Here is a 17334-nt window from a genome sequence, read left to right as displayed (position 1 = left end):
CGGGTTCAGGCGTCGGTCGTGGAGCGGGCGCGGGACGCGAACGCGGCGTGCTCGGCGGTCAAGGTCAGGTACGCCTCCTCCAGGGAGGCGCGCTCGTCGGACAGCTCCGACAGCGCCGCTCCCACAGAGGCGGCCAGGTCGCCGAGGTCCCGCGCCCGCATGCCCTCGATCACCCAACTCCCGGACGCCGCGCGCGTCATGTGGAAACCGGCCTCGGTGACCGCCGTCGCCAACCGCGCGGGCTCGGAGGTCCGGACGCGGACCCGGGGCGTGCTGTGGGAGTCGAGGAACTCCGGCAGGGAACTGTCGGCGAGTAACCTGCCGCGCCCCAGGACGATCACGTGGTCCACGAACGCGGCAGACTCCGCCATCAGGTGACTGGACACGAGGACGGTGCGTCCCTCACGGGTCAGGGAGCGCATCAACTCCCGTATCCAGACGATCCCTTCCGGGTCCAGTCCGTTGGTCGGCTCGTCCAGCACCAGCACCTCCGGGTCGCCCAGCAGGGCCGCCGCGACCCCGAGGCGCTGCCGCATGCCCAGGGAGAAGGTGCCGACCCGGTCCCGCGCCGCCGATTCCAGGCCCGCGAGTTCCAGCACCGCGTCCACCCGGGCCCGAGGGAGACGGTGGGAGGCCGCGAGCACCCGCAGGTGATCGCGGGCCCGCCGGCCGGGGTGGGCGGCCTGGGGGTCGAGCAGAACGCCCATCCGGCGGATCGGGTCGGGCTGGTCGACGTGCCGGCGGCCCCCGATCGTCGCCGTTCCGGACGTGGGCCGGGTCAGTCCCGACAGCATGCGCAGGGTGGTCGACTTGCCGGCCCCGTTGGGTCCGAGGAACCCGGTGACACGGCCGGGCCGCACGGTGCAGGTGAGGTGGTCCACGATGGCTCGGGAGCCGTGGACCCTGGTCAGTTCGCGGAACTCGATGGGCTTCATGACCACAGACTCGCCCCCACGCACCCCGCTCCTCATCCCCCGCCGGGGGGTACCGTCTCCCCCGTACGGGGGAGGGCCCCCGCCCGGCCCGCCGGCAGGATGAGCCCATGTCCACAGTCCTGCAGGCCGCGTTCAGGCCCCTCACCTACACCCGATGGGTGCACCTGTGCGTTCCGCTGCTGCTGCTCGCGGTGTGGATGTACATCCAACCCGCCTGGCCGTGGATGCCGTTGCTCATCGTCATACCGTTCGCCTTCCTCCCGTGGGTGCGCCTCGCCGAGGGCACCCAGGCCCGGTTCCTGCTGACCTCTTGCGACCGGCACTCCGACGAGAGCGGGATCACCGTCGCCCCCTCCACCCGATGGCCCGACCGGTGGCGCACCCTGCTCTGGCTCGAACTGCGTCTGGTCGTCGGCGGGGTCGCGGGGGCCCTGACCGTGTGGCTGCCCCTCGTCACCGTCGAACTCGCGGCCATCGGCTTCGGGCACCCCTTCGGCGGGGAGTCGGTGCTCCCGCTCCTCCCACCCCGGTGGCTCGCCCTGCCCCTGGCCCTCCTCCCGCCGGTCCTGCTCGTCCTCTCCGTGATCCTCCTCGGCGACCTGATCACCGGGGTCGCGCGACTGCTCCTCGGCCCCTCCACCGGCGAACGGCTCACGGCCCTCGAAGCCCGCACGGAACAACTCCTGGAACGCACCCGCATCGCCCGTGAACTCCACGACTCCATCGGACACGCCCTGACCGTGGCCGTCCTCCAGGCGGGCGCGGCCCGCGCGAGCGGGGACCCGGAGTTCACCGACCGCGCCCTGGGGGCCATCGAGGAGACCGGGCGGGCCGCGCTGGAGGACCTGGAACGGGTCCTGCGCGTCCTGCGCGAAACACCCGCCGACGGCCGCCCGTCGGGCCGGCCGACCCTCGCGGAGGCGGAACGCCTGTGGCAATCGGCGCGGGCCGCGGGCGCCGAGGTCGACGTGACCCTCGACGGAGCGACGGCCGACCTGCCCGGCCCGGTCACCCGCGAGGGCTACCGGATCCTCCAGGAGGCACTCACGAACGTGTTGCGGCACAACGGCCCCGTCCCGATCACCGTGCGGCTCGCCGCCGGGTCCGAGGAACTCCTGTTGGAAGTGTGCAACCCCCTCCCGGACGAGCCCCGGCTCACGACGGGCGGCGGCAGCGGACTGCGCGGCATACGCGAACGGGCCGCACTCCTCGGAGGCGAGGCCGAGACCGGCCCGCACGGGACCGGATGGAGGGTGCGGGTGCGACTGCCGGTGGACCGAATACGCTGACCCGATGCCGGTCACCGTACTGCTCGTCGACGACGAACCCCTGGTCCGCGCGGGACTGCGCGCCGTCCTCGAAGCCCAACCCGACATCCGCGTGGTCGGCGAGGCCGCCGACGGGGCGTCCGTCATCCCCCTCGTGCGACAACTGCGCCCGGACGTGGTCGCCATGGACGTGCGGATGCCCCTCATGGACGGGATCGAGGCGACCAAGGCCGTGCTGCGCACGGTCGACGCGCCCCCGAAGATCCTCGTCGTCACCACCTTCGAGAACGACGAGTACGTGTACCAGGCGCTGCGGGCCGGAGCCGACGGATTCCTGCTGAAGCGGGCCCGACCGGCCGAGATCGTGCACGCGGTCCGGCTGGTCGCGGAAGGGGAGACCCTGCTGTTCCCCGCCGCGGTGCGGGCCCTCGCGGCCGAATACGGCAACCGCGAGGCCCGGGCGGGACTCGCCCGGGCGGGACTCACCGAACGCGAGGAGTCGGTGCTGCGGCTGATGGCGCGGGGCCTGACCAACGCGGAGATCTCCCGCGAACTCCTCGTCGGCACCGAGACGATCAAGTCCCACGTCAGCGCGGTCCTCGCCAAACTCGGAGCCCGCGACCGCACCCAGGCGGTGATCACCGCCTACGAGTCGGGATTCGTCACCCCCGCCTGAACCGCGCCGGACCGGGGGCCGTCGGGGTCGGACACGACGGACAGGAGGACGTCGGCCAGTTCCTCGGGCCGGGAGAACATCGGCCAGTGCCCCGTGGCCATCCGCACATGGCGCCACAGCGGGCCCCGGGGCAGACCGGGATCCGGCTCGGCCGAGACGACCGAGCCGGGCGCGCCGTCCGACTCCGGGGCGCAGGTGACGTAGGTCGCGGGGAGGGTGGAGAGCCGGCGGGGCAGGGTCGCCGGTTCGGTGAGCGAGACACCGGGGTGCGGGGTGGCGGCGGCCACGATCCGCGCGATCCGGGCATCCGTCAGATCCTCCCCGGCGTAGTGCTCCGGCCCCGGACCCGGCCACCACCCCCCGTGCGCCGCCAAGGCCGCCTCGACCCCGGCCCGCTCCTCGGGCCACGCGTCGAGGAACGAGGCACCCTCCACCGGCAGGTCCGCGTCCACGAACACCACGTGCGCGAGCCGCCCGCCGAGCGCGCCGGCCGCCTGGCCCACCGGGATCCCCGCGTAGCTGTGCCCGACGAGCACCACCTCCCGCAGCCCCGCCCCCGACACGGCCGCCACCACGTCCTCGACATGGGTGCGCCGCCCCACCGGCACACCCCGTCGCTCCGCGAGCCCGGACAGGGTGAGCGGGTGCGCGCCGTGACCCGCCGCACGAAGCCGAGGCACCACCTCGTCCCACGCCCACGCCCCGAGCCGCGCCCCCGCCACCAACACGAAATTCGCCATGCCCGCACGCTAGCGCTGCGACCGTGTGGGCTGTGGGGGAATGGGACGGGAGGGGGCGAAGGGCTCGGGTACTCGGGTACACGTGCTCATGCGCGGGTACCGCCACGCCGCGATGATCTCCCACGGAGCGAGTCTCCGACGGGGGGTACGGCGTGCGTGCCCGCCTCCGTACCCGAAGGGGGACCTCCCCCGTGCCGAAAGAGACGTGGATGAGTCGCGACCTGCAGATCCGAGCCGCAACCCCCGAGGACCTCGACTGGATCCACGAGTTGAGGCACCGCGTGTACGCCGGGGAGCTCGGACAGCACGCGCCGCGACCGGAGGGGCGCCTGTACGACGGGCTCGACGGCGAGAACGTGTACCTCGTCGCCGCCCGGGGGCCGGACCGCATGGGCTTCGTCAGCCTGACCCCGCCCTGGCTGGGGCGCTACGGCCTGGACAAGTACCTGACCCGCGAGGAACTGCCGCAGTTGTCCGAGGGCGGGGCCTTCGAGGTGCGCGTCCTCACCGTGGAGCCGCGGTGGCGCGGCACGGCGGTGGCCCCCTTCCTCATGTACGCGGCCCTGCGCTGGGTCTCCTCCCGGGGCGGCCGCACCCTCGTGGCGATGGGCCGCACCGAACTCCTCGACATGTACCTCGCGGTCGGCCTGCGGCCCGTCGGACGCACCGTCCGCAGCGGGGCCGTGAGCTTCGAGGTGCTGACCGGCGAGGTCACCGAACTGGCCCGACGGGCCGCGGACCGCCACCGCGCCCTCCTCGCCCGGTTCGGCGCCGAGGTGGACTGGCGGCTGGACACCGACCGGACCCCCCGACCCGACGGCTGCGAACACGGCGGCGCCTCCTTCACCGCCATCGGCACGGACTTCCGCACCCTGCACCGGCGCCACGAGGTCGTCGCGGCCGACGTGCTCGACGCCTGGTTCCCGCCCGCCCCCGGGGTGCGCGCCGCGCTCGCCGAGGACCCCGCCTGGTGCGCGCGCACCTCCCCGCCCACCGGCGCCGAGGGCATGCTCGCGGAGATCGCGCACTCCCGGTCGCTGCCGCCGGAGACCCTCGTGCCCGGGGCCGGCTCCTCGGACCTGATCTTCAGGGCCTTCGGCCGGTGGCTGACCCCCGAGAGCCGGGTGCTGCTGCTGGACCCGGGGTACGGGGAGTACGCCCACGTCACCGAGAACGTGATCGGCTGCCGGGTGGACCGGTTCCGCCTGTACCGCGCGGAGGACTGGCGGATCGACTTCGCCCGGCTGGCCGCCGTCGTCGAGGCGGGCGCGTACGACCTGGTGGTCGTGGTCAACCCCAACAACCCCACCGGCCGCCACGCCTGCGCCGCCGACCTGCGCACCCTCGTCGAGGGCGCCCCGGCCCGGACCCGCTGGTGGATCGACGAGGCGTACCTGGGCTACGTGGACCCGGCGCAGTCCCTCGCCCCCCTGGCCGCCGCGGACCCGCGGGTCGTGGTCTGCACCTCGCTGTCCAAGATGTACGCGCTGTCCGGGGTGCGCGCCGCGTTCCTCGTGGCCGAGCCCGCCACGGCGGCCGCGCTGCGCCGGTGGACACCGCCGTGGACGGTGAGCCTGCCCGCCCAACTCGCCGCCGTGACCGCCCTGCGCGACCCCGCGTACTACGCGACCCAGTGGCGCCGCACCCACCTCCTGCGCCGCGAACTCGCCGCCGACCTGGCCCGCGTGGACGAGGACGTCACGGTCGACGAGGGCGTGGCCAACTTCCTGAGCCTCGTCCTGCCGCCCGAGGGGCCGAGCGCCGCCGAACTGGTGCGGGAGTGCCGCCGGCACGAGGTCCACCTGCGCGACCTCTCCCCCCTCTCACCCCAGTACGAGGGCCGCACCGTGCGCGTCGCGGTCCGGGACACGGCGGAGAACGCGCGGATCGTCGCGGCCTACGGGGCGGCGCTGGAGGCCCTGCGCTCCGCGGCCGGACGGCCCGTCGACGCCGGCCGCGCCCGGTGATCGACCTCGCCGTCCTCGTGCCCTTCCTCGGCGGGGCCCTGGCCGCGGGCGGGATCGCCGTCGCCCTCACCCGCCGCCGTGAACTGCTGATCCGCTGGTGCTGTTGGGCCGTCGCGGTTCCCGTGGTCGTGGGCGCGTTCTGGTGGGGGCCACCCGGGGTGAGCGCCCTCGCGCTCGTGATCGCGGTGGTCGCGGCGCTGGAGTACGGTGCCCTGACCGGCCTGCCCCGTCCGGACCGGGCGGTCCTGGCCGCCGCAGTCTGTGCCGTGGTGCTCACCGCCTGGCTCGCCCCCGGGCACGAGGCGCGGGCGGCCGGGATCGGAGCGCTGGCCATCGCCGCCGTCCCGCTGCTGACCGGGGACTCCGAGGGCGGTCTGCGCCGGCTCGGGTCCGGACTGCTCGGCCTGGTCTGGTTGAGCGTGCTCGCCGCCCTGGCCCCCCTCGGCACGACCGCGCTGGCGCTGTTCCTCGCGGTCTCGGTGGGCGACATCGTGGCGTTCGCCGCCGGTCCGCGCCTGCGCGGGCCGCACCTGTCGCCGCTCTCCCCGGCCAAGCGGTGGAGCGGCGCGCTGGCCGGCGCGGCGGCGGCCCTCGGGGTGCTCGCCGCCCTGTCCGCGCTGACCCTGCCGACGGCACTGGCGGTGGCGGTCGGCGCCCCGGCGGGGGACCTCCTCGAATCCATGGTCAAGCGCGGGGCACGGGTCAAGGACTCCGCCCACTGGTTGGCCGGATCCGGCGGCCTCCTCGACCGCCTCGACTCCCTCCTCCTCGCCCTGGCCGTCCTGCTCCTCCTGACCTGAGCGGGCCCGCATGGTGCCGGCCGCCACCTCGAGGCCCGCGGATGTGGTGGCCCGCGTCATGGGAGGGGACCGGTGCGCGTGCGTACCGTCCGGCCATGACCGATATCCAGCCCCCGCCCGCCCTCCCGCGTCCCCTCGCCGGCCGGGTCGCCCTCGTCACCGGCGGCGCCGGCGGCATCGGGCGGGCCTGCGCACGGGCGCTCGCCGGCGCCGGCGCCGAGGTGCACGTGGTCGACGTGGACGCGCGGGCCGCCGCCGAGGTCGCGACCGAGGTCGGGGGGCACGCGCACGCCGTGGACCTCGGCGACCCCGAGGCCCTCGAACGGCTGCCCACCGGGGTCGACGTGCTCGTCAACAACGCGGGCCTGCAACACGTCGCGCCCCTGCACGAGTTTCCGCCCGAACGCTTCGAGCGGATCCACCGCGTCATGGTCACCGCGCCGTTCCTGCTGGTCCGCCGTGCCCTGCCGCACATGTACGCGCGCGGCTGGGGCCGGATCGTGAACGTCTCCAGCGTGCACGGCGCCCGGGCCAGCGCCTTCAAGGCCGCCTACGTGAGCGCCAAGCACGCGCTGGAGGGTTTGAGCAAGGTCACCGCGGCGGAGGGCGCCGAGCACGGGGTGACCAGCAACTGCGTGGCCCCCGGCTACGTCCGCACCCCGCTGGTCGAGGGACAGATCGCGGACCAGGCCGCCGCGCACGGCATCGACCCCGCCGAGGTCCCGGCCCGGGTGCTGCTCGCCCGCCCGCCGCTGAAACGTCTCGTCGAACCGGCCGAGGTCGCGGCCGTCGCGCTGTGGCTGTGCGGCCCCGACACCTCGTACGTCACCGGCGCGACGATCCCCCTCGACGGCGGCTGGACGGCCACCTGACCCCGGCCGCCGATGCGAACCCCGACGGCCGCCTGAACCCCGACGGCCGCCCGGCCCCGGACGGGGGGTCGGGCGGCCGGTGTCGTCCGGTGTGCCGGTGCGCGGGTCAGCCGAGGTAGACGCGGCCGGCCGATATCGGGCGGGCCGAGACCGGGTGCGGGGTGGGGGAGTTGACGCTCCACCGGTACCCGGCGAAGAGACCGGTCGTGTTGTCCGAGTAGAAGATCATGTGGCCGTAGCCCACACCGGTCCCGGACACCCAGCCGGTCACGTTCCCGGACGCGTCCACGGTCGGCCGGCGGCGGGTGTCGGGGAACGCCTCGTAGGTGGCGAGGGTCCCGTCCTCCGGGTCGCCGTGCGGCACGTGGGTGCAGTCGATGACCTCGAAGATGCGCGGGGTCACGTTGGCGCCGAGCTTGGCGTCCACGACGCTGTTGCGGAACACGCCCTTGGCCTCGCGGATCATGACGATGTGGCCCGTGTAGGGGCTGTCGGGCTCGTTGTAGTCGATCGCGACCAGATCGCCGGGCCGGAGGTTGACCGGCTTCGTCACCTGCTGGATGTTCAGGATGTCCGCGGCGCGCTTGAAACCGGCCTGGAACTCCTCCGCGCTCGGGGCCCACTTGCCGCCGCCGGTCGGGGCGTTCGGGAAGAAGTTCTGGCGGAAGTACGCGTCCGTGGCCCACCCGCCGGGGACGTCCTCCCCGTACGCGCGCATGAGCGTCTTCGTCACGAACGTCGAGCACTGGGCCAGCGCCCGGTACTCCGCGACGACGCCGGGGCGGCCCCAGTTCAGCACGGTGGTCCGGGTGTCCCCGGCGAGCTTGTACTTGTTGGCCGGGTTCTCGTCCTTGGGGTCGATCGGCAGCGTGCGCAGATAGTCGACCATCTGCTCGGCCTCGATCTGGTGGGGCAGGGTCGGCAGGTAGGGATCGGCGGCCGGGGTCGGCGAGGACTCCGCCCGTGCCGGAGTGGCGCCGGCCGCGGACAGGGCGCCGCCGGCCGCGAGCGCGGCCCCGCCGGTCAGCAGGCCGCGCCGGCCCATGAGGCGCGAGGTGTCAGAGGGCATGGTGATGCTCCATTCGGGATCGTTTCGAGGGGACGCGCACTGCGGGGCGCGGCCCGGGGCCTACGGCAGGGAGCCGCCGGCGATGCCGTAGCCGCCGCGGGTGAGGTACACGGCGTCGGCCACGGGGCGTTCGACCCGTCGGAACGTCTTGTCCGGCTGCTCGTCGATGTCGGTCATGCCCGTCTGGCGCTTGTCGAGGGTGTACAACGTGGTCGAACCCCCGCCGTCGAGGTTGATCGCGTCGAACACGTCGAGTTCGGGCATCTTGAGGAGCTCGGCGAACTCGCCCATGAACGCGCCGTCGACCCCGGAGTAGTCCTTGGGGCCGGTCGGGTCGACGACCTTGCCCTGGGCGTCGAGGACCTCGCGCCGCCCGGTGATGGTGGCCATGACCGTGCGGCCCTTGCCGTCCACGCCCAGCGCGGTGCGGGAGTCCCGGCAGTGGTCGCCGGCGGCCGGGGTCCAGCCCTTCGCCGGGGTGAACTTGACGCCCGTGGAGTCGAAGACGCGGGCGCACGTGAGGGCGGTGGTGTCCACGACGCCGTCGTCGAGCAGGCGGTGCGCCATGCCCGAGACGATGTCCACGGACTCGTCGAGCGCGATGTGGTTGTCGGGGAATTCGAGGTCGGCGACCTCGTTCTTGAGCGCGAGGGTGCGCCCGGGGGTCAGGTTGGTCCTGAGCCACTGTTCGGCCTGCGCGCCCACGGCCTGCAGGACGAATCCGCCGGTCGCGACGTTCTTGCCGCCCCGTCCCGTGACCCACTGGCCGTTCGAGTCCTTGGGGGCGGTGAAGGCGCCCGTGTCGTTGACGGTCACCTCGTACCCGGGGGCGTCGTCCGTGGTCACCTCGGGGTGGGTGTCGCGGTTCTTCGTGGGGGTCGCGAGGTTGTACGAGTCGTTGAAGGCGACGATCTCGTCCCCGTCGAGGAACACGTCCAGGGAGCCCGAGGGGTAGGTGATCTCCTTGGGCACGTCGCCCTCGCCGCGTGCGCAGCCGATCCCGCGACCGGGGTCGCGGTTGACGTCGTCGAGCAGGCGCGTGGCGACGACGGCGCCGGACGCGTCGCGGACCTGGAGGGTCACCGTCGCGCGGAGCTTGGAGATGTACGGCAGGCCGTGCTGGAGCACGACGGCCTGGCTGCCGCTCAGGCAGCCGGTGCCGTTGACCTGGCCGTCACGGACCGCGGTCCCCAGGAACTGGATGCTGTCCCCGTGCGGGGGCTCTCCCTTGAAGAAGCTGCCGTTGATCCCGGCCAGCGGGCGCTCCGGCTTCACGGCGGTGAGCTGGGCGGCCACGGTCTCGGCCTTGGCGGCGGCGCCGCCCACGGTGCTCTCCAGCCGGGTCGCGCCCAGGGTCGGGTCGGCGATGACCACGTTCATCTCGCGCGGGGCCTGGCGTCCCAGGGTGGCGGCCCGCTCCGTGTACCGCACGTAGGTCACGCCGGTGGCCAGGGTGTACCGGGCGGTCTCCTTCCAGGCGTCGAGCAACGAGGGCTCGTCGGTCGCCGCGCTGCCGGAGCCGGGCGTGGCGACCAGCAGGGCCGCGCTCAGGGTGACGGCCGCGCCGACGACCGGGCCTCGACGGCGTGCGCGGGACGGGCGCCGGGGAGCGTCGGGCGTCATCAGCAGGTCTCCTTGTCGGTGAGTTCGTGGGAACGGAAGGACCTGGTGAACGGCTCGGGCAGCGTGGTGCTGTCGCCCGGCATCACCTTGTAGGCGCGGTAGGAGGTGCCGTTGGAGTCCCACCAGCCGCCGGGGCGGGGGGTGTTGGGGGGCTGGGACTCGGGGGCGGGGGTGGAGTAGAAGCAGGCGTACCGGGTGGTGTTGTTGACGACGGAGCGGACGCGGTCCTGCCAGACGGGCGCGTAGCCGTCGTGGGAGGTGGCCGTCGCGTACATGCCGCCCCTGGCCCGTTCCTCCGCGAAGATGCAGAGCTTGCCCTGCTCGCAGCGTTCGAAGCCGGTGAAGCAGTGGCCCTTGGAGGGTGCGAGCTTGTAGGAGCTGACGTTCCCCCGCAGCGCGCCGGTCAGGTCGGTACTGGTCCCGGGCCGCACCGCTTCGAGGGTGCCCCCGTAGTAGGCGTCGGCGTAGAGGCACAGCCAGGAGGCGGTGTTGTTGTCGACGGAGCGGGCCGTCGAGTTCCCCTGGTTGCTGCTCAGGGGGATGGAGAGGAGGGACCGGGCGGCGGATTTCTCCGGGGTGCCCTGGCCCCCTTCCTGGTCGTAGAGGCAGAGGGTGTTCGCGTCGCAGTTCTCGTAGGCCGACGCGGTGGTCGGCATGGCGAACAGGAGGGAACAGAGCAACGCCAGAGCCCCCACGACGAGGGAGCCCCGCGATAGTGTGATCTTCACGGCAGGCAGTCTGACAGACTCTTTTCCCTCGCTTGACCTGGGGTTTCCCTAAGAGGTCCGAAGGTATCGAGCCAATTACCGTCGAATTCGGGCCGCATTGCGACATATCCCGGACCCCCCTCGGGCCGGTCGTCTCACCACCCTCCGTCACACGGCGGAGGAGGCGAACTTCTCGCTCAGGACGCGCTCCGGAGCCACGCCGTGCTCGGCGGCGGCCCGTTCCACGGCGTCGATCAGACCGGGCGACCCGCAGATGTACAGGTCGGGGTCGGGCCGGCCGGCCGCCCGCAGCTCCGCGAGGTCGGCGACGATCGCCTCGATCATCCGCCCCCGCCGGTGACCGGGACGCCGCACGGGCTCCTTCACCGAGAAAACCGTCTCCAACTGGGGCAGTTCGCCGCGCACCGCCTCCACCGCCTCCGCGCCGCACAGCCACTCGGCGGTGTCCGCGCCGCTGTAGAAGCGCAGCGGGTGCCCCTCGCCGAACTCGGCCATGCGCCGCGCCATCGACAGCAGGGGAGCGACACCGGTGCCGCCCGCGACGAACCAGCGCGCCCGCAGCCCGGTCTCCACCAGACCGAACGCGCCCTGGGGCCCCAGGACGGTCAGCCGGTCCCCGAGCGCCGCGTTCCCGCGCAGCCAGCCCGAGAAATGCCCGCCGGGCCGCAACCGGACGTAGAACTCCAGCTCGCCGTCCCAATTGGGGGCGTTCGCGTACGAATATGCCCGGGATTCGACCTCCTCGCCCGGGATCCGCAATTGCGCGAACTGGCCCGGCTCGAACTCCGCGCCGCTGCCCAGTTCGGGATCCTCGTCCAATCGCAGGACCAGCCGGACCAGGTCCCCGGGCAGGTGCTCCAGCACCGTGACCACGGCGGTGCGCTCGGCGATCCGGCCGGTCAGCACCCGGGAACGCTCGTAGGGCAGACTGATCGTCAACGGCCCCTCGGGATAGGTGCGGCAGAGCAGTGCCCCGCCCGCCCGGGCCCGGTCCTCGCTCAGCGCCTCCGGGCTGTGCGGCCCGTGCGCGTACTCCCCCTCGGTGACGGTGGCCACGCAGGCCCCGCAGGTTCCCTTGCGGCACAGGGACGGCAGCAGGTGACCGGCGTCGGCCGCCGCGTCCAGCACGGACTGCCCCGGCGCGCAGTCGGCCTCGATGGTCTGCCCGTCGAGGGTGGTCAGGCGCAGCGGCATGGAGGCGGGGACAGGGGCGCCGGCGGGGACGGCCGCGGGGGCGCTCATCGGGCGGTCCCCAGCACCTCGGCGAGGTCCTGCTCGGCCGTCCGGCTGGTCCGCAGCCCGAAGCGCTCGACGAGGATGTCCCACACGGGTTCGGTGACGAACGCGGGCACGGTCGGGCCGGTGCGCACGTTGCGCAGCCCCAGGTACAGGATCGTGCTGAGGACGGCGAGGGCCTTCTGCTCGAACCAGGCCAGGATGATCGTCAGCGGCAGGTCGTTGACGTCGGCGTCCAGGGCCGTGGCCAGGGTCTGGGCGACGCGGACGGCCGCGTAGGTGTCGTTGCACTGGCCCACGTCGAGCAGCCGGGGCAGACCGCCCGGGGTGGTGCCGTGGGTGAGCCGGTTGAAGCGGTACTTGTTGCAGCCGAGGGTGAGGATCACGGACTCGGCGGGGGTGGCCATGGCCAGGTCGGTGTAGTAGTCGCGGCCGGGGGCGGCGCCGTCGCAGCCGCCGATGAGGAACATGTGGCGGATGTCCCCGGAGTGCACCGCGTCGATGATGTTCTGGGAGATCGACAGCAGAGCCTTGCGGCCGAAGCCGATCGTGATGATCTCCTCGGGCGCGGTCTCGGGGAACCCGGGAGTGGCCTTGGCGGCGCGGACCACGCCGCGGAAGTCGTGGTCGTCGATGTGGCGCACCCCGGGCCAGCCGACCGGGCCGGTGGTGAACGTGCGGGTCTTGTAGGCGGGCAGCGGCTCGATCAGACAGTTCGAGGTCATCACGATCGGGCCGGGGAAGTTCGCGAAGTCCTGCTGCTGGTCCTGCCAGGCGCCGCCGTAATTCCCGGCCAGGTGCGGGTACTTGCCGAGCTCCGGGTAGGCGTGGGCGGGCAGCATCTCGCCGTGCGTGTACACCCGGATGCCGGTGCCCTCGGTCTGCTTGAGCAGTTCGAGCAGTTCGTCGAAGCCGTGGCCGCTGATCAGGACGGCCTTGCCGGCGGTGGGGCTGACGCGGACCTTGGTGGGGGAGGGGGAGCCGAAGGTCTCGGTGTTGGCGCTGTCCAGCAGGGCCATCACCTCCAGGTTCACCCGTCCGACCTCCAGCACCTCGGCCAACAGGCCCTCGACGTCGGCGGGTTCGTCGGCGAGACGGTCGAGGACGGCCTCCATGCCCGAGTCGACCTCGTCGGAGCGGTAGCCGATGACCCGGGCGTGGTGCACGTACGCCGAGACGCCCTTGAGCGAGTACAGGACGAAGGCGCGCAGGCCGATCACGTCCTCGCCGACCAGTTCCTCGCCCACCCGGATCCCGGCCTGTTCGGCCTGGGCGAGCAGCCCCTCCACGTCACCGGCCGGCTCGAAGGCGGCGGGCCCGCGCGGCGCCGTCGGCTCCTGACCGGCGGCGCGGGCGGCGTCCTCGTAGGCGGCGCGGACCCGGGCGCGCACGTCGGCGGCCTCGTGGATCAGCTTCACGATGCGCGTGGCGTTGAAGTTGACGTTGGTCAGGGTGGAGAACAGGCCGTAGGCCACGAACGCCGAGGCATCCGGGTCGCTCACGCCCAGGGCCCGGCCGCGCACCGCGTACTGCGAGATGCCCTTGCACAGGTGGACGAGCAGGTCCTGCAGGGCCGCGGTGATCTCGTCCTTGCCGCAGCTGCCCTTGGTGTGGCATCCGGGGGTCGATCCGGTCCGGTCCGTCTGCTCGCACTGGTAACAGAACACGCTTGTCCTCGGGGGGTCTCGCCGGCCGCGCTCGTGCCCGGCCGATCCGGGCGGCGCGGGATCCGACACCGTCGAGAAGGACCGTATGGACCTTTTCCGGCGAAATCCTTGACCTCGGTCAAATCCGGCGGAACAGGTGCTTTCGGCCGGTGCGCGTTCCGGCGCGGGGTCAGGCCGGCGGATCGGGCGGGGGCGCGGTCGGGAGGTGGACGCGGATGTCCAGGCCGCCGGCGGGCCGCGCCTCGGCGTGCACGGTGCCGCCGTGGGCCCGGGTCACGGTGTGCACGAGGGCGAGCCCGAGGCCGTGCCCGCGGGCGCTGTCCACGCGGGGCCGGGCCCGGTAGAAGGGCTCGAAGAGCCGGTCGACGACGGCGGGGTCCACGACGGGGCCGGTGTTGGACACGGCCAGGCACACGCTGCCGCCGGGCAGGGCCTCGGGGCCCTCGGCGTCGGTGGTGACCGTCACGGAGACCCGGCCGCCGGGTCCGTCCACATTGTGTTTGACGGCGTTGTCGACGAGGTTGACGACCAGCCGGTCGAGCAGGGCCGCGTTTCCGCGCACGAGGCAGTCGGGGTCGTCCGCGACGAGGGTCAGCTCGGGCCCCTCCGGTGCCCGCGGCGCACCCGGCGCGCGCCGGCGCAGCGGGGCGGTGGCCGCTTCGGCGACGGCGGCCAGGTCCACGGGTTCGGGGTCGAAGGTGAGGTGTTCGGCGGAGGCCAGCCGCAGGAGTTCCCGCACCACGCGGATGTTGCGTTCGTTGGCCTCGGTGAGCATGGGCAGGACCTCGGCGAGCTCCTCCGGGTCGGGGTGGTCGCCGAGCAGGTCGAGGGCGGTGCGGGTGGTGGACAGGGGGGTGAGGAGTTCGTGGGCCGCGTTGCCGGCGAAGCGGCGGTGCGAGGCGAGGGACTCCTCCAGTCGGGCCAGGGTCACGTCGAAGGTGTCGGCGAGCCGGCGCAGTTCGTCGTGCGGGCCGGTGGCGTTGATCCGGTGCGAGAGGTCGCCCTCGGCGGCCTTCGTCGCCGCCCGGTCCAGGTCCTTCAGCGGGGCCAGCAGCCGCCCGGCGAGCCGGCGACCGGCCAGCAGCCCCGCCGCCGCGACCACCAGCACCCCGCCGGCGGAGACGGCCAGCACCGTGTTCCACACGTCCTCCTTGGTGCGGATCGCCGAGCGGGCCCCCTCCATGTTCTCGCCGCGCACCGGGGCCCTGGGGTCCGCCGACGGGTACCCCGGCAGCTGCAGCGCGGGGGTGGAGTGGCCGTCGGGGGGCGCGGTCACGGTGGTGGTGAGGTCGTAGGTGGGCAGCCAGCGGATCCCGACGTAGATCACCCCCACCATCAGCACCGCGCTCACCGCGAGCGCGGCCGAGAAACCGAGGGTGAGCCGGCCGCGCAGGCTCAGCGAGCGCGGCGCGCGGGCGGCGGCGGCAGGGTCCCGCCGGGGCGTGCGGCCTCGACTCACGTGGTGCTCAGCCGGTAGCCGGAGCCCACGACGGTCTGCACGATCCGCGGGGCGCCGAGCTTGCGCCGCAGGGTGTGCACCACGAGCCGTACGACGTTGCCGCCCTGATCGGCCTGCCCGTCCCACGCCTTGTCCAGCAGGAACACCCCGCTGACCACGCCCCCGTCGGCCCGCATCAACAGTTCCAGGACCGCGATCTCCTTGGGCGTGAGCCGGATCTCGACGCCGGCCCGGGTCACCCGCTGCCGGTGCGGGTCGAGGGTGACGTCCCCGTGCACGAGGACGGGGGCGTGGGCGGTGGTGCTGCGCCGGTGCAGGGCCCGCAGCCGCACCACCAGCTCCCGCAGTTCGAAGGGTTTCGCGAGGTAGTCGTCGGCGCCGAGTTCGAAGCCGGCGACCTTCTCGTCGAGGGTGCCGGCCGCCGTCAGCATCAGGACGCGCGCGCCGGTGCCCATGGCGGTGACCCGCCGGCACACCTCGTCGCCGTGCACGACGGGCAGGTCCCGGTCCAGGACGATCACGTCGTAGTCGTGCACCCCGACCTTCGCCAGCGCGTCGCCCCCGTCGGGCGAGACGTCCGCGGCGATGCCCTCGCGACCCAGCCGCAGTTGGAGGAGACGGGCCAGCGGCGCCTCGTCCTCGACGATCAGTACCCGCACGGCGGGACCGCCCTTCGATGAGAAAACGATGAGTGTCAGGGGCGTTCCCGACGGGTGTCGCCGGCGGGAATTCCCGAATACCCCCACTTTTACCGCACGCGGTATGTGAGCGGTGTGTGAGCGCGCGCCGGGGTCGCCGGCCGTCACATATTCGGCACATACGACCGTCGTTATCGTCTTTTCCATGAACCTTTTCAAACGGGCCTGGTGGCGCCTGACCGGCCAACTCGGCAAAACGGCCCTGATGATCGGCCTTTTCACCGTGATCTGCACCCTCGTGCTCTCCGGATTCCTCATCCGATCGGCCGCCGCCCGGGCCGCCGACGACGCGAAGCGCAAGGTCGGCATCGTCGCCACGATGCAACTCGACGTCAACGCCCTCATCGCCTCGGGCGGGGCCGGGGGCGGCGGGAACGGGCAGGCCGGGACCATCGGCGAGAAGGGCGATCTGCGCACGAGCGTCGTGAACGAGATCTGCGCATCGGACGCCGTGACCGGATGCAATTACGCCGTGGACACCGGCGCGCGGCCCACCGGATCCTTCAAGCTGCACCAGCCGGTGCCCCCGCCGGCCGGCCAGAACAGCGAGGGCACGGACTTCTTCTCCGCCTCCGGCGTGCGCGACCTGGCCCAGGAAAAGGACTTCCGCAACGGCGACGCGAAAATCGTCTCCGGACACGGCATCACCCCGAAGAGCGGCAAGGACGAGATCGTCGTCGAGGAACGCGTCGCCAAGGACAACAACCTCAAGGTCGGCGACGTGGTCAAGCCCAAGGTCGGCGAGATGCCGGGGCCCGGCCAGAAGGCCAACGAGGAGGAACTGTCCTTCAAGGTCGTCGGCGTGTACAAGAGCGGCACCACCGACACCGGCGCCTACGTCCCGGCCCTGATGGACCCCGCCAACAAGCTGTACGTCAGCCCCGCCGGCGCCTCCCGGCTCCAGGGCCGGGGGGACAAGGACGCCGGCCTGCGCACCGCCACCTTCAGCCTCAAGACCCCCGACGACCTCGACCTGCTGAAGAAGGACGCCGCCGCCGCGGGCGCCGACAACAAGATCTTCCCGCTGACCGTCAACGACAAGCAGTACCAGGCCCTGGTCGGCCCCATCACCCGCACCGCGGGCTTCGCCACCATCACGGTCTGGCTGGTCGCCCTGGCCGGCACCGCGATCCTCGCCCTGATCATCGCCTCGGCCCTGCGCGAACGGCGCCGGGAACTCGGCATCCTCCTCGCGATGGGCGAGAACAAGCCCCGACTGCTCGGCCAGCACCTCGTGGAGATCGTCGCCTGCGCGATCATCGCCGTCGGCATCGCCGGCGTCGCCTCCCAGGCCCTCGCCCAACCCATCGGCGACAGCCTCCTCTCCAGCGAGGTCTCCACCGCCAAGGAGGACGCGAGCAAGCAGACCCCCGAACGCGATCCGTCCAGCGTCACCGGCCAGATGAAGGACGAGGGGCCCAAGGTCGATCCCATCGACTCCATGGACATCCGCCTCGGCCCCTCCGACATCGCCGGGGTCGGCCTCCTCGGGCTCGGCATCGCCGTCGTCGCCACCGTCCTGCCCGGCATCCGCGTGATGCGCCTGACCCCCCGAGACATCCTCACGAAGGGCGACTGACCACCGTGAACGCCAAC

General features: G+C 73.1%; 15 protein-coding genes. 6 read left to right on the top strand and 9 right to left on the bottom strand.

The genetic code is table 11. From position 1 onward, the window contains the following. Positions 1-5 precede the first annotated feature (5 nt). On the bottom strand, positions 6-935 hold the full coding sequence (locus tag ACN20G_RS29510; protein ID WP_424216282.1) for an ABC transporter ATP-binding protein: 930 nt from the start codon (positions 933-935) through the stop codon (positions 6-8). A gap of 107 nt (positions 936-1042) precedes the next feature. Between ACN20G_RS29510 and ACN20G_RS29505 the strand changes: the two genes are divergently transcribed. Both ACN20G_RS29505 and ACN20G_RS29500 read left to right on the top strand, forming a co-directional pair. Further along, positions 1043-2224, top strand: coding sequence for a sensor histidine kinase (locus ACN20G_RS29505; RefSeq protein ID WP_424216281.1), 1182 nt, complete (start codon positions 1043-1045; stop codon positions 2222-2224). A gap of 4 nt (positions 2225-2228) precedes the next feature. Then, positions 2229-2879 carry a response regulator gene (locus ACN20G_RS29500; RefSeq protein ID WP_424216280.1) on the top strand — a complete coding sequence of 217 codons (651 nt, stop codon included), beginning with the start codon at positions 2229-2231 and terminating at the stop codon, positions 2877-2879. Here the strand turns inward: ACN20G_RS29500 and ACN20G_RS29495 are convergent. Next, complete coding sequence (locus ACN20G_RS29495; protein WP_424216279.1) at positions 2849-3619, bottom strand: alpha/beta fold hydrolase; 771 nt, start codon at positions 3617-3619, stop codon at positions 2849-2851. The two genes, ACN20G_RS29500 and ACN20G_RS29495, sit on opposite strands and share 31 nt — an antisense overlap. A gap of 209 nt (positions 3620-3828) precedes the next feature. Between ACN20G_RS29495 and ACN20G_RS29490 the strand changes: the two genes are divergently transcribed. The 3 genes from ACN20G_RS29490 to ACN20G_RS29480 all read left to right on the top strand — a co-directional run bounded on the left by ACN20G_RS29490 (position 3829) and on the right by ACN20G_RS29480 (position 7258). Beyond that, on the top strand, positions 3829-5586 hold the full coding sequence (locus ACN20G_RS29490) for an aminotransferase class I/II-fold pyridoxal phosphate-dependent enzyme (protein WP_424216278.1): 1758 nt from the start codon (positions 3829-3831) through the stop codon (positions 5584-5586). Continuing rightward, positions 5586-6386 carry a phosphatidate cytidylyltransferase gene (locus ACN20G_RS29485; protein WP_424217388.1) on the top strand — a complete coding sequence of 267 codons (801 nt, stop codon included), beginning with the start codon at positions 5586-5588 and terminating at the stop codon, positions 6384-6386. Before ACN20G_RS29490 ends, ACN20G_RS29485 begins: the two co-directional genes overlap by 1 nt. Positions 6387-6481: 95 nt before the next feature. After that, on the top strand, positions 6482-7258 hold the full coding sequence (locus ACN20G_RS29480; protein WP_424216277.1) for a 3-hydroxybutyrate dehydrogenase: 777 nt from the start codon (positions 6482-6484) through the stop codon (positions 7256-7258). Between the two features lie 106 nt (positions 7259-7364). Here ACN20G_RS29480 and ACN20G_RS29475 read toward each other — a convergent pair whose 3' ends face one another. From ACN20G_RS29475 to ACN20G_RS29445, 7 genes are all read right to left on the bottom strand, one after another. Then, entirely contained in the window at positions 7365-8327 is a 963-nt protein-coding gene (locus ACN20G_RS29475) for a hypothetical protein (protein WP_424216276.1), read from the bottom strand. Positions 8328-8387: 60 nt separating this feature from the next. Beyond that, positions 8388-9950 (bottom strand): phosphodiester glycosidase family protein, encoded by a 1563-nt coding sequence (locus ACN20G_RS29470; RefSeq protein WP_424216275.1) that lies wholly within the window; start codon positions 9948-9950, stop codon positions 8388-8390. Further along, a complete protein-coding gene (locus ACN20G_RS29465) occupies positions 9950-10678 on the bottom strand; it encodes a peptidase inhibitor family I36 protein (protein WP_424216274.1) in 729 nt (242 codons plus the stop codon). The genes ACN20G_RS29470 and ACN20G_RS29465 overlap by 1 nt, the downstream gene beginning before the upstream one ends. Positions 10679-10825: 147 nt before the next feature. Then, positions 10826-11920 (bottom strand): 2Fe-2S iron-sulfur cluster-binding protein, encoded by a 1095-nt coding sequence (locus ACN20G_RS29460; RefSeq protein WP_424216273.1) that lies wholly within the window; start codon positions 11918-11920, stop codon positions 10826-10828. Further along, entirely contained in the window at positions 11917-13581 is a 1665-nt protein-coding gene (gene hcp / locus ACN20G_RS29455; RefSeq protein WP_424216272.1) for a hydroxylamine reductase, read from the bottom strand. The genes ACN20G_RS29460 and hcp overlap by 4 nt, the downstream gene beginning before the upstream one ends. A gap of 169 nt (positions 13582-13750) precedes the next feature. After that, positions 13751-15040 carry an ATP-binding protein gene (locus ACN20G_RS29450; RefSeq protein ID WP_424216271.1) on the bottom strand — a complete coding sequence of 430 codons (1290 nt, stop codon included), beginning with the start codon at positions 15038-15040 and terminating at the stop codon, positions 13751-13753. Then, positions 15037-15699 carry a response regulator transcription factor gene (locus ACN20G_RS29445; protein ID WP_424216270.1) on the bottom strand — a complete coding sequence of 221 codons (663 nt, stop codon included), beginning with the start codon at positions 15697-15699 and terminating at the stop codon, positions 15037-15039. Before ACN20G_RS29445 ends, ACN20G_RS29450 begins: the two co-directional genes overlap by 4 nt. A 184-nt stretch (positions 15700-15883) precedes the next feature. Here ACN20G_RS29445 and ACN20G_RS29440 point away from each other — a divergent pair, with 184 nt between their 5' ends. Next, positions 15884-17317: an ABC transporter permease gene (locus tag ACN20G_RS29440; RefSeq protein ID WP_424216269.1), complete on the top strand. Its 1434-nt coding sequence runs from the start codon at positions 15884-15886 to the stop codon at positions 17315-17317. Positions 17318-17334: the final 17 nt, after the last annotated feature.

The sequence above is a fragment of the Streptomyces dryopteridis genome, assembly GCF_049606955.1.
Classification (GTDB): domain Bacteria; phylum Actinomycetota; class Actinomycetes; order Streptomycetales; family Streptomycetaceae; genus Streptomyces.
This window is presented reverse-complemented; position numbering and strand designations above follow the sequence as displayed.